Consider the following 12,449-nt stretch of genomic DNA (forward strand, 5'->3'; position numbering starts at 1 on the left):
TGTACGACATACGGACGTCGGCGAAAGGGGCACGCACGGTGGCAAGGGGCAGCTCGGGAATCGTGGCCGGGCTCACCGCGGCGGCACTCGTCGCGGTCGGCTTCCTGGCCTACCAGGCATCGGCGAACGCCCCCGACTCCGTCGCCGTCCCCAAGCCGGAGGCGTCCAGCAGCGCCCCCGCCGTCGGCCACGACAAGCCGAAGGACAAGGAGCGTCCGACCGCGCTTCCCGCCGAATCCGGGACCGGGGCGCGGGTGGTGTACGCACTGGGCGACCGGCGTGTGTGGCTGGTCGACGCGCGGGGGAAAGTGACCCGGACCTTCGCCGTCATGCCGAGTGCCCTGAGCCCACGGCCCGGGGTCTACCAGGTGGGTTCGCGCTCGGGCTCGATCAAGGGCTCGGACGGCGTGCTGATCGAGCACGTGGTGCGGTTCGCGATGGCCGACGGGGATGTGCCCGTGGGGTTCAGCGCGGCACAGGACGGCTCGATGGAGAGCCCGGACCCGACGCTGAAGACCGGCGGGGTGCGGATGAAGCGCGCGGACGGCGACGCGATGTGGAGGTTCGCGACGGTCGGCGCCAAGGTGGTCGTCGTCCCGTAACGCCACCGGGTACGGGCGGCCCGGGGCCTCTCGTTCGGATCGGGCCGGGGTCGGCACGCACCTCTGCGGCGTTTTTTGTCGTCGGTCGCCGACTCCCCCGTGGCCCTCAAGGGCCGTCAAAACATCGGGGGACGCCCTTCGCGTGGGCTTCTTCCTGCGCCTTGCGGCTGCATGCACCGAGGCGACGCCGACCGCTCCGAGGCGGGCCGCTCCTCGATCCGGCCCCATCCGGACGAAAGACCTCAGGCGGCGTCGCGCTCCTCGTCACACCCCTGGGGCCCCTGCTGCTCCTGGGGCTCGTGCCGCTCCTGCCGTTCCTCCGACGGCGGCGTCGAGACCGCGGTCGCCGCGGCGCAGGCCGCCAGCAGATCCTTCATCGACACCGCGGACGTCACTGGCGGCTGCGGCTGCGCTTCACGCTCGGGCGTCGGCATGGATGCCTCCTGGGCTCCGGTGGAAGGCGTGGTTAGGCAGACCTAACCAGCTCTCGGCATCCATGTGACCACGCCCAACCCGCCCCGCGCAACAATTTACCGACAGCCTGTCGGAAACGTGTCGGTACTCTCAGCGGCCGGCTTCCAGCGCCGCCCCCAGTCCTGACCAGCGCTCCCCGATCCCGACCAGCGTGACCGAGCGCCGTTCGTCGTCCGTGTCCCCGACCGCGCGGTGGATCAGCACCTGCAGCCGGTCGTCCGAGAGCTCCTCGACCTTGCCGTCGCCCCACTCCACGACCACCACCGACTCCGGCAGCGACACATCGAGGTCCAGGTCCTCCATCTCGTCGAGGCCGCCGCCCAGCCGGTACGCGTCGACATGGACGAGCGCCGGACCCCCGCTCAGGGACGGATGGACGCGGGCGATCACAAAGGTGGGAGAGGTGACGGCGCCGCGCACCCCGAGACCCTCGCCGAGCCCCCGGGTCAGTGTCGTCTTCCCTGCGCCGAGCTCGCCGCTGAGCATCACGAGGTCGCCGGGGCGCAGCAGACCGGCGAGACGGCGGCCCAGCGCCTGCATCTGTTCGGCGGACGTGACATCGAAACGGGCGGTGACCTGGGCCTGTGCGGTCATGACCGCCGGAGTGTGCGCGGTTTCAGCTGCCGGGCTGTTGTGCGGTGCTTCCATGCCCGCCAACGTTAGCCGCTGCCGGTACGGCTCCGATCCGTACCAGCAGGTCCGCCAGCCGGTCGGTCACCGTCTCCGGGTGCTCCAGCATCACCAGATGCCCGCCGTCCGGCACGATGACAAGCTCCGCGTCCGGCAGCTGGTCGGCGATCGCCTCGCTGTGCGAGCTGGGTGTCACCAGGTCCTTGTCGCCCGCCAGGATCAGCACCGGCACGTCACGGAACGCGGGCAGCGCCGTGCTCTTGTCGTGCTCGGTGAAGGCCGGGTAGAACTCCGCGACCACATCGATCGGTGTGGACTCGATGAGCCGCTCGGCGAACCGCTCGACCGCCGGGTCCACGTCCCGGGAACTGAACGAGTACCGCTTGATGAGCCCGGCGAAGAGATCGGCGGTCGCCCGCCGCCCCCGCTCCACCAGCTCGGCCTGTGAGCCGAGCGCCCTCAGCACCCCGGGCAGCACCCGCCGCACGGCGTTCACACCCGCGACCGGCAGCCCGAAACTGACCTCGCCGAGCTTCCCGCTCGACGTACCGACGAAGGCGACGGCGGCGACCCGCTCCCGGATCAGCTGCGGGTACTGCTCGGCGAGCGCCATGATCGTCATGCCGCCCATCGAGTGCCCGACCAGTACCAGCCGCCCCTCGGGGGCCGCCGCGTCGATCACCGCCTTCAGATCGCGGCCGAGCTGGTCGATCCCGACGGTCACGCCCTGCGCCTGGGCCCGGCCGCGCTCGGACCGGCCGTGGCTGCGCTGGTCCCAGTGCACGGTGCGCACCAGGTCGCGCAGCGCCGCCCGCTGGAAGTGCCAGGAGTCCTGGCTGAGGCAGTAGCCGTGGCTGAAGACGACGGTGACGGGCCCGGGGACCTTGCGGCCGAAAAGACGGCGTCTGCGCGGTCCGGTACCGGCGGGCCCGGAGAACGCACCCGGGCCGGCGCCCGCGCCCGTACCGCCGTCCGGTCCGACCTCGTCGGTCTCGTAGTACAGCTCGGTGCCGTCGTCGGCTGCGGCCCGGCCGGGCATGCCGCGCAGCGAGCCGTACGGCCCCGAGGCGTCCAGCGCCAGCCTGGCCCGCCTGCGCATGCCCCGGCCGACGGTCATCCGCTCGACCGCGACACCGGCCGCCGCCCCGGCTGCGATCACGCCTATGGCGGCTCCGGCGATGCCCGCCCGGCGCCAGCCGACCGCCGAAGCGGCCGTCGCCATCGCGTCCCCCGCGCTGATCTCGCTCACCGTGCCGTGCTCCTCGTCGGTCGTTGTCCGTCAGGTCAGGTCAGGACGTGCAGGACAGAGCGGATCAGAGAGAACCGGTCGGGATCTCGTTCAGATAGACGCGCGGCACGCGGCCGCCGATGCGGGTGACGATCTCGTACGCGATCGTGCCGGCCGCCTCCGCCCAGTCCTCGGCGCTCGGCTCGCCCCGGTCCCCCGGGCCGAACAGCACCGCGTCGCTGCCCACCTCGACGGTGTCCCCGTCGAGATCGACGACGAACTGGTCCATGGCCACCCGGCCCGCGACCCGCCTCCGGGCGCCGCCGACCAGGACCGGGCCGCGCCCGGAGGCGTGGCGCGGGATGCCGTCCGCGTAGCCGAGCGGGATCAGGCCGAGTGTCGTCTCGGCGGACGTCGTGTAGTGGTGCCCGTAGCTGATGCCGTGCCCGGCCGGTACCTGCTTGACCAGGGCGACCGACGCGGCGAGCGTCATCACGGGGCGCAGCCCGAAGTCGGCCGGGGTGCCCAGCTCCGGGCTGGGCGAGATGCCGTACATGGCGATGCCGGTCCGCACGAGGTCGAAGTGCGACTCGGGGATCGTCAGCGTCGCCGGGGAGTTGGCCATGTGCCGCACCTCGGGTTCGACGCCCGCCTTCTCCGCGTGCGCGACCATGTCGCGGTACACCGCCAGCTGGGCGGCGATCGACGGATGGCCGGGCTCGTCGGCGCAGGCGAAGTGGGACCAGAGGCCGGTGACCTTCACCGTGCCCTCGCCCTCGGCGGTGCGGGCGGCGGAGACCAGTTCGGGCCAGTCTGCGGGCTGGCAGCCGTTGCGTCCCAGTCCCGTGTCGGCCTTGAGCTGGATACGGGCCGGCCGTCCGGCCTCCCGGGCCGCGGCGACGACCTCGCGCAGCGCCCACATGCCGCTGACCGACACATCGATGTCGGCCTCGATCGCCTCGCGCCAGGGGCCGCCCGGTGTCCACAGCCAGCACATCACCCGGCCGCCGAGCCCGGCGTCGCGCAGGGCGAGCGCCTCGTGCGGGGTCGCGGTGCCGAGCCAGGTCGCCCCGGCTTGGAGCGCGGCCCTGGCACAGGGCACCGCCCCGTGCCCGTACGCATCGGATTTGACGACGGCCATGAGTTGCGCGCCGGCCGCCCGGGCACGCAGAACACGCACGTTGGCGCGCAGTGCTGCGAGGTCGATCTCGGCTCGGGCTCTCAAGGACGCTGTCTCGTTCATCGCGCCCAGTCTCTCAGAGGCGCACGGCAGGACCCTCAGGTGCCGGGTCCGGTCAGCGCCTTTCTTTCGGATCGTGCCGGGCTCGCGGGGTCCGGCCCGATCCGGATGAACGGCCCGGGGCGCGTCACCGGTGGCGGCAGCGGTCGCGAGGCCGCTGCTGTCACTGATGGCGCAGCTCATGTTCCACGTGGTCGACGAGGACCGGGACATGGCTGTGCGGGACGTCCTTCACCGCTGTGACGAGGGTCACCGGCCCGCCCGCACGGACCAGCTCGACCAGCTCCCGCACCGCCGCCGTGTGGGAGGGGTCGGCGAGTTCGGCGCGGTAGCGGTCCACAAAGTCGTCGTACCGGGTACCGCTGCGGTCCTCGTGGTACCAGGAGCGGAGCTCGTCCGACGGGGTGAGGTCCTTCAGCCACCGGTCGATCCGGGCCCGGTCCTTGGCGACGCCGCGGGGCCAGAGCCGATCGACGAGGACGCGGGTCCCGTCACCGTCCTCCTGCGGGTCGTACACCCGGCGTACGCGTACGGAGTCGCTGCCCACCGTCGACCACTCCTCACCGGCTCTCCTGCGCGGTTCCGTGTCCGCTGCCCAGGATCTCTCAGGCCCGCACGTCACGCCACGCCGCGGGGACCGCGTCCGCGACGTCCTGGGCGGAGACCGGGCCGCCGTCCGAGGCGTGGCGGGCGGCGAGGCCGTGCAGGTAGGCGCCGGCGGAGGCGGCGTCGCGCGGGTCGAGACCCGCGGCCAGCAGGGAACCGGTCAGCCCGGAGAGGACGTCGCCGCTGCCCGCCGTGGCCAGCCAGGAGGTGCCGGTCGGGTTGACCCGTACGGGAGCGCGTCCGGTGCCGTCGGCGACCAGGGTCGTCGACCCCTTGAGCAGCACGGTGGAGCGGTAGCGGGCGGCGAGCTCCCGGACGGCGGCGAGCCGTTCCTCCTCGACCGCCTCGCGCGGGACGCCGAGCAGCGCGGCGGCCTCCCCGGCGTGCGGGGTGAGCACCGTCGGTGCGGTGCGCGACCGCACGACGGCGGCGTCGAGCAGCCGCAGCCCGTCCGCGTCGACGAGTACCGGAACCTCGGCGTCCAGCACGTCGGCGACCGCCGAGACGGCGTCCGTACCGTCCCCGAGCCCGGGTCCGACGACCCACGCCTGCACCCGCCCCGCCTTCGACGGCGGGCCCGTGTGGACCAGGGTCTCCGGGTGCCGGGCGATCACGGCACCGGCGCCCGGTCCGACGTACCGCACCGCGCCCGCACCGCCCCGCAGCGCCCCGCCGACGGCGAGCACCGCCGCGCCCGGATACCGCGCGGATCCGGCAACGATGCCGACGACGCCACGCCGGTACTTGTCGCTCTCGCTGCCGGGAACGGGCAGCAGAGCGGCGACATCGGCGTACTGCAGCGCCTCCAGATCGGGTACGCCGGGCAGCTCGTCGCCGAGCCCGATGTCGACGAGGTGCAGCGCGCCCGCCAGGTCGGCGGCCGGGTCGATGAGCAGCCCCGGCTTGTACGCACCGAAGGTGACCGTCGCATCGGCCCGCACGGCGTCGCCGAGCACCTCCCCGGTGTCCGCCTCGACGCCGCTGGGCAGGTCGACGGCGAGAATCGGCGCCCCGGTCGCCTGGTAGGCGCGCACCAGCGCGGCCGCGTCCGGGCGCAACCCGCCGCGCCCACCGATGCCGGTGATGCCGTCGACCACCAGATCGACACGGCCGATCCGGTCCGTGCCCACCTGCGCCGCATCCTCCGCCAGCCCGCCCGCCGCGCGGAGGGCCGCGACCCCGCCCTCGTGGGCGCGGTCCGGCGAGGTCAGCAGCGCGCGGACGCCCGCGCCGCGCCGGGCCAGCCGGGCACCCGCGTACAGCGCGTCGCCGCCGTTGTCGCCGCTGCCGACGAGCAGGACGACCCGGGACCCGTACACGCGGCCATTGCGCCGCAGCAGATCGCCGCAGGCCACGGCGAGTCCCGCGGCGGCCCGCTGCATCAGGGCGCCCTCCGGCAGCCGTGCCATCAGGGCACGCTCGGCGGCCCGTACGGTCTTCACGCTGTACGCAGTTCGCATACGGTCAACCTTCCGCGATCACCACGGCCGACGCCACCCCCGCATCATGGCTCAGCGAGACGTGCCAGTGCCGTACGCCCCGCTCGGCGGCACAGGCGGCGACGCTGCCGCGGACCCGCAGCCGGGGCCGCCCGCTGTCCTCGACGTACACCTCGGCGTCCGTCCACAGCAGCCCGCCCGGCGCGCCGAGGGCCTTCGCGACGGCTTCCTTGGCGGCGAACCTGGCGGCCAGCGAGGCGATACCGCGCCGCTCACCGCTGGGCAGCAGCAACTCCCGTTCCAGGAAAAGCCGCTGAGCCAGATGCGGCGTACGCTCCAGCGCCGCACCGAACCGTTCGATCTCCGCCACATCGATCCCGACCCCGATGATCACGCGCTCACTCACTCATTCTTCGACTCACTCGACGGTCACGGACTTCGCCAGATTGCGCGGCTGGTCCACCTCGTTGCCGCGGGCGGTGGCCAGTTCGCAGGCGAAGACCTGCAGGGGCACGGTCGCCACCAGCGGCTGAAGCAGCGTAGGCGCAGCGGGGATCCAGATCAGATGATCAGCGTACGGAACGACCGCCTCGTCGCCCTCCTCGGCGATGACGATGGTGCGGGCGCCGCGGGCCCGGATCTCCTGGATGTTCGACACGATCTTTTCGTGGAGCACCGAACGCCCGCGCGGCGACGGCACGACCACGACGACCGGCAGATCGTCCTCGATCAGCGCGATCGGCCCGTGCTTGAGCTCGCCGGCGGCGAAGCCCTCGGCGTGCATGTAGGCGAGTTCCTTGAGCTTCAACGCCCCTTCGAGGGCGACCGGATAACCGACGTGGCGCCCCAGGAAGAGGACGGTGTTCTTGTGCGCGAGCGAACGGGCCAGCGCCCGCACCGGCTCCATGGTCTCCAGGACCCGTTCGACCTGCCCGGGAACCTCGGAGAGCTGCCGGACGACGGTCCGGATCTCGTCGCCCCACTTCGTACCGCGGGTCTGGCCGAGATACAGGGCGACGAGGTAGCAGGCGACGAGCTGCGTCAGAAACGCCTTGGTCGAGGCGACGGCGACCTCCGGCCCGGCGTGCGTGTACAGCACCGCGTCGGACTCGCGCGGAATGGTCGACCCGTTCGTATTGCAGATCGCGAGGACCTTCGCCCCCTGCTCGCGGGCGTGCCGCAGTGCCATCAGCGTGTCCATCGTCTCGCCGGACTGGGAGATCGCGATGACGAGGGTGCGCTGGTCGAGGATCGGGTCGCGGTATCGGAACTCGCTGGCGAGCTCCGTCTCGCAGGGCAGCCTGGTCCAGTGCTCGATGGCGTACTTGGCGATCATCCCGGCGTGGTACGCGGTCCCGCAGGCCACGACGACGACCTTGTCGACCTCCCGGAGCACGCTCGGCGCGATGCGCACCTCGTCGAGGTGGAGCGCGCCCGAGCCGTCGATCCGCCCGAGGAGCGTGTCGGCCACGGCCTTCGGCTGCTCGGCGATCTCCTTGAGCATGAAGTAGTCGTAGCCACCCTTCTCGGCGGCGGAGGCGTCCCAGTCCACGTGGTACTTACGGACCTCGGCGGGCTGTCCGTCGAAGTCGGTGACCGTGACGGACTCCCGGCGCAGCTCGACGACCTGATCCTGCCCCAGCTCGATCGCGGACCGGGTGTGCGCGATGAACGCGGCCACATCGGAGGCCAGGAACGCCTCCCCCTCCCCGACCCCGACCACGAGCGGTGAGTTCCGCCGGGCTCCCACCACCACATCCGGCTCATCGGCATGCACGGCAACCAGGGTGAACGCCCCTTCGAGCTGCCGGCAGACCTGTCGCATCGCCTCTGCCGGGTCACCGGTCGACGAGTACGCCTCGGCGAGCAGATGGGCGACGACCTCGGTGTCGGTCTCGGACGCCAGATCGTGCCCGCGCTCGGCGAGTTCGGCGCGCAGCCCGGCGAAGTTCTCGATGATTCCGTTGTGCACGACGGCGACGCGGCCCGCGTTGTCGAGGTGCGGGTGGGCGTTGGCATCGGTGGGCCCGCCGTGGGTGGCCCACCGGGTGTGCCCGATCCCGGTGGTCCCGGCCGGAAGGGGCTGTTCGACCAGCGCCTTCTCCAGATTGACGAGTTTGCCGGCCTTCTTCGTGGAGGCCAGCCCGCCGTCCGCGAGAACGGCGACACCCGCGGAGTCGTACCCGCGGTATTCGAGGCGCTTCAGCCCTGCGACGACAACATCAAGCGCGGACTGCCCACCGACGTACCCGACGATTCCACACATAATGATCCTTTCGTGGTCGCCCTCCCCTCGCTTGGCATCGTCGCAGAAGGGGCGCGGGGCGGCCGGGATCATTCGTCGGCGGAGTCGCTGCAATCCTCTGCGAGCGGCAGCCCCAGGTCCGCAGTTCGGCGCACCGGCACCCACGGGAGCGCGCAACTCGCGGCGCCCGGCCCGAGTAGCGGACGCGGTCTGGTGCGTGCGATTCCAAGGCGGCGGGATGCCCTCGGACGGGGTCTCCCCTGCTCGAACGAAGCCGAGAGCTCGGGGAAGGAGCTACGAGGACATTTCGGCAACGCGGGAAGCGTGCGCGCCAGGGCGTGGCCGCCCGGTCAGAGGTCACCCGACAGGCTCTCAGCCCTGCGCCCCCACCGCCCGCCGTGCCTCGGCCACCACGTCGGGATCGGTGACGAAATGGGTGTCCTGCTCGGCCGACGCACCCCCGGCGCCGAGCGGTACCCAGCCGCCGCCACGCCTGGGCAGCGCCCTGGTCTTGGCGGAGAGGTGGACGGCGGCGGCTCCGGCGGAGGTCAGGGCCGGGATGTCGGCGGGGCGCACCCCGCCGCCGGCCATCACCTGCACCCCGGGTGCGGCGGCGGCCATCGCGGCGATCGCCTCCAGCCCCTCGGCCGCGGTGGGGGCGCCGCCCGAGGTGAGGACCCGGGTGAGGCCGAGCGAGGGCAGCAGTGCGGCGGTGGCCACCGGGTCGGCGGACTGGTCGATGGCGCGGTGCAGGGTGATGTCCACCGGGCGGCCCGAGGCACGGGCCGCTTCGGCAAGCCGGGCGACCGCCACGGTGTCCAGGGCGCCGTCGGCGGTCAGCGCGCCGATCACGACGCCGGAGGCGCCGGAGGCGATGACGGACCGCACCTCGGCGGCCATCAGCGCGATCTCCTCGGCATCATGGACGAAGTCGCCGGGCCGGCACCTGACCAGCACCTGCACCGGCAGCCCCTCCCCGGCGACCGCCTCCACCAGGGCTGCCGACGGCGTCAGGCCGCCCAACTCCAGGGCGACGCAGAGCTCGACCCGGTCGGCGCCGTTCTCCCGGGCGGCGCGGGCGCCGGCCGGTGAGGTGACGGCGATCTCCAAGGCAGGACGTGCGGTCACTCGTCGTCCCCGGTCAGCGGCTGGTCGGAGGCGGGAATGATGCGGGCCGACAAGTCCGGGTCGGCCATCTCGCGGTCGAAGGGGAACATCGGGCGGCGGATGCGGTCGTGGCCCAGGCGTACCAGGTCCTGGTCCACACCGCCGGGGGTGAGCGCCATCTTCCAGCCGACCGACATGTCGAAGAGTTCGGGCTCCAGGTAGCCGATCTTCACGATCACGATGTCGGCGCCGCGCGGGTCGAGGTCCAGGTCGGTGAAGTCGTGCTCGTGGTGGTAGGGCTTGCGCAGCTTGGTGAGGATCGCGTACACGCTGCCGACCCGGATGACGACCTCGGTCTCGGCGTCGCGGTCGCCGTGCCGGATGGCGTGCACCACACCGGTCAGGGTGACCGGGCCCGCGTGCCGGTCGTCCACCTCGGCACCGGCGGTGACCGTGACGGTGGCGCCGACACCGGCGGCGACGGCGGTCTCGACGGCGGCCGGTCCGGGCACCGAGGCGTAGATGACAGTCGGGCCGTCGTCCTTCTGGAACTCCGGGCGGGTCAGCAGCCGGGTCAGACCCCAGGTCACGTCGCCGGCGCCGCCGGCGGTCGGGTTGTCCCCGGTGTCGCTGATGAAGTACGGGCGCTGGTCGGAGGCCAGGGCCTCGTCCAGGATGCCGTCGAAGGTGCCGGTCGGGGCGACGAAGTCGAAGTCGTCGCGGGCCTTCCAGAAGCCCTGGGCCAGGCGCTCGGAACCGGCCGACACGACGGCCCGGTCGGTGCCGGTGACCACCACCACGGCGCGGTTGCGCGGTTCGTCGGCCCAGGCGTAGCCGACCCATATCGCGGCGTCGATCACGCCGTCCATGGCCTCGACCTCGTCCACGGCCGCGTACACGCTCCTGGCCGGCTCGATCCGGGTGGAGGTCTGCTCGCCGGCCAGCAGCACCGGCACCGGCACCCAGGCCTTGACCGGACGGGGCGCGCCGGAGACCAGCAGGTCCACCAGGTTGCGGACGGCCCGCTCCTTGGTCTCCATGTGGTCCTCGTGCGGGGCCATCCGGTAGCAGGTGATCAGGTCGCTGCCGTGGGCGAGTTCGCGGGAGACGTTGCCGTGCAGGTCCATCGAGGTGGAGATGATCACGTCGGGGCCGACGGTGGCACGGATGCGCTCCAGCAGCACCGCCTCGGCGTCGTCGATGCCCTCCACGGTCATGGCGCCGTGGATGTCGTACCAGAGGCCGTCCGGCTTGGGCAGCGCGGCGAGCCGTTCGATCAGCTCATCGGTCAGTTCGGCCCAGGCGGCGGCGGTGACGGTACCGCCCGGCAGCGACTTGCCGACCAGGGCGCCGTGCCAGTCGGCCGCCTCCCGCAGTTCCTCACCGGGGGTCAGGAAGGGGTAGCGGTCCAGCACTTCGGCGCCGCGCGAGGGGTGGAAGGCGGGGGCCTGGGTGCGAGCGGGAGAGAAGGTGGACGACTCGATGCCGAGTCCGGCTATGGCGATGACCGGGCGGGCTGCGGCGGTGCGGGATTGCGACATGGCTCCTCGTAGGGGGTGGGGCGTCAGGCGTGGCGGGGCGCCGGGGCGCGGAATTGGTCGGTGCCGCCGACCTCGCGCAGCGCGAGGGCCAGGGCGCGCTGCAGGGCGAACTGCCCGGCGCCGACCAGACCTGCGTCGGCGCCCAGGCTGGCCCGCTCGATGGTGAGGTGTTGGGTGACCAGCGGGTGGCAGCTCTCGTAGAGCTGGCTGCGCACGGCGGCGACGAACGGCTCCAGGGTGGAGAGAATGCCGCCGAGGTAGACCGCGTCCGGGTTGAAGAAGTTGACGTTGGCGGCGAGCACTTGGCCCAGGTAGTCGCCGGCCCTGCGGACCGCGCGGGTGGCCTCCGGGTCGGCGTCGACGGCCAGCCTGGCCACGTCCTCGGTGCTGCTGACGTCGGCCCCGCGCTCGCGCAGGATGCGGACCAGGGCGGCGCCGGACGCCACGGTTTCCAGGCAGCCGGTGTTGCCGCAGGAACAGGGAATGTCTGCGCCGCCGTCGATCCGGATGTGGGTGATGTCACCGGCCGCGCCGGTGGCGCCCCGGTAGAGACGTCCGTCGGCGATGACGCCGGCGCCGATCGCGGAGCCGATCTTCACCATGATCGTCTGCCGGTGCTCGGCGGGCCGTACGGTGTGCTCGCCGATCGCCATGCAGTTGGCGTCGTTGTCCACGGCGGCAGGGACACCGAAGCGTTCCTCCAGCCAGGCGGTGACCGGGAAACGGTTCCAGCCCGGCATCCGGGACGGCAGGACGACCGAGCCCGACGCGATGTCCACCGGCCCGGGCAGCGAGAGCCCGACCCCGCGCAGCCGGCCGCGGCCGCGCTGCTCGGCCAGCACCTCCAGGGTCTCGGCGAGTCGGGGCAGGGCCGCCTCGGGGCCGTCGGCGATCACGAAGGGGACGGTCGAGACATCGGTCAGACCGCCGCCGGGCAGCACCACACCGATCCGGGCATGCCGGCCGCCGAGGTCGGCGGCGACGGCGAACTCGTCGTTGCTTCCCAGTCTCAGCACTTTGCGGGGGCGCCCGCCGGTGGAGGACTGGGTGCCCTCCTCGGCGATCAGCCCGCGCTCCACCAGATGGGCCACGGTGAGAGAGATGGTGGAGGCTGCGGCCCCCAGCAGTCCGGCGAGTTCGGCGCGTGACGAGGCCTGGCCCGATGCGACGAGTTCCAGGACCCGCGCGGCGAGGGCCGGTGTGCCTTTCGCGGCCTTGCGGTCCCATGCACTTATTTCAGTCATGTACGAAGTAACTTCCGCAACGGTGTGTGTGGCGAAGACAATACGCCCGCGCTTGGCGCGGGGGAACAGCTCCGCGAAGGAAGTGAGCCATAC

The 12,449-nt window shown here is 72.6% G+C and carries 12 protein-coding genes; 1 reads left to right on the forward strand and 11 read right to left on the reverse strand.

Annotation, left to right across the window (positions count from 1 at the left end; translation table 11 throughout):
- Nucleotides 1–38: 38 nt before the first annotated feature.
- On the forward strand, nt 39–602 hold the full coding sequence (locus OG972_RS17150; protein WP_266982534.1) for a hypothetical protein: 564 nt from the start codon (nt 39–41) through the stop codon (nt 600–602).
- A 242-nt stretch (nt 603–844) separates the two neighbouring features.
- Here the strand turns inward: OG972_RS17150 and OG972_RS17155 are convergent, their stop codons facing one another.
- From OG972_RS17155 to OG972_RS17205, 11 genes are all read right to left on the reverse strand, one after another.
- On the reverse strand, nt 845–1,036 hold the full coding sequence (locus OG972_RS17155) for a hypothetical protein (protein WP_266982536.1): 192 nt from the start codon (nt 1,034–1,036) through the stop codon (nt 845–847).
- A gap of 130 nt (nt 1,037–1,166) precedes the next feature.
- Nucleotides 1,167–1,724 carry a tRNA (adenosine(37)-N6)-threonylcarbamoyltransferase complex ATPase subunit type 1 TsaE gene (gene tsaE, locus OG972_RS17160; RefSeq protein WP_266982538.1) on the reverse strand — a complete coding sequence of 186 codons (558 nt, stop codon included), beginning with the start codon at nt 1,722–1,724 and terminating at the stop codon, nt 1,167–1,169.
- Nucleotides 1,693–2,955: an alpha/beta fold hydrolase gene (locus OG972_RS17165; protein ID WP_266982540.1), complete on the reverse strand. Its 1,263-nt coding sequence runs from the start codon at nt 2,953–2,955 to the stop codon at nt 1,693–1,695. Before OG972_RS17165 ends, tsaE begins: the two co-directional genes overlap by 32 nt.
- 64 nt (nt 2,956–3,019) lie before the next feature.
- Complete coding sequence (gene alr / locus OG972_RS17170) at nt 3,020–4,177, reverse strand: alanine racemase (RefSeq protein ID WP_266982542.1); 1,158 nt, start codon at nt 4,175–4,177, stop codon at nt 3,020–3,022.
- 160 nt (nt 4,178–4,337) lie between these two features.
- A complete protein-coding gene (locus OG972_RS17175; protein WP_266982544.1) occupies nt 4,338–4,721 on the reverse strand; it encodes a DUF488 domain-containing protein in 384 nt (127 codons plus the stop codon).
- A 58-nt stretch (nt 4,722–4,779) separates the two neighbouring features.
- Complete coding sequence (locus OG972_RS17180) at nt 4,780–6,240, reverse strand: NAD(P)H-hydrate dehydratase (protein WP_266982546.1); 1,461 nt, start codon at nt 6,238–6,240, stop codon at nt 4,780–4,782.
- Nucleotides 6,241–6,244: 4 nt separating this feature from the next.
- Nucleotides 6,245–6,613 (reverse strand): holo-ACP synthase, encoded by a 369-nt coding sequence (locus OG972_RS17185; RefSeq protein ID WP_266990539.1) that lies wholly within the window; start codon nt 6,611–6,613, stop codon nt 6,245–6,247.
- 24 nt (nt 6,614–6,637) lie between these two features.
- Nucleotides 6,638–8,485, reverse strand: a complete 1,848-nt coding sequence (gene glmS / locus OG972_RS17190) for a glutamine--fructose-6-phosphate transaminase (isomerizing) (RefSeq protein WP_266982548.1) — start codon at nt 8,483–8,485, stop codon at nt 6,638–6,640.
- A gap of 351 nt (nt 8,486–8,836) precedes the next feature.
- Nucleotides 8,837–9,592 carry a copper homeostasis protein CutC gene (locus OG972_RS17195; protein WP_266982550.1) on the reverse strand — a complete coding sequence of 252 codons (756 nt, stop codon included), beginning with the start codon at nt 9,590–9,592 and terminating at the stop codon, nt 8,837–8,839.
- Nucleotides 9,589–11,112 carry a M81 family metallopeptidase gene (locus tag OG972_RS17200; protein WP_266982552.1) on the reverse strand — a complete coding sequence of 508 codons (1,524 nt, stop codon included), beginning with the start codon at nt 11,110–11,112 and terminating at the stop codon, nt 9,589–9,591. The genes OG972_RS17195 and OG972_RS17200 overlap by 4 nt, the downstream gene beginning before the upstream one ends.
- A gap of 23 nt (nt 11,113–11,135) precedes the next feature.
- Entirely contained in the window at nt 11,136–12,356 is a 1,221-nt protein-coding gene (locus OG972_RS17205) for an ROK family protein (RefSeq protein WP_266982554.1), read from the reverse strand.
- Nucleotides 12,357–12,449: the final 93 nt, after the last annotated feature.

Source organism: Streptomyces sp. NBC_01669 (assembly GCF_026339735.1).
GTDB classification, from domain to species: Bacteria; Actinomycetota; Actinomycetes; order Streptomycetales; family Streptomycetaceae; genus Streptomyces; species Streptomyces yanii.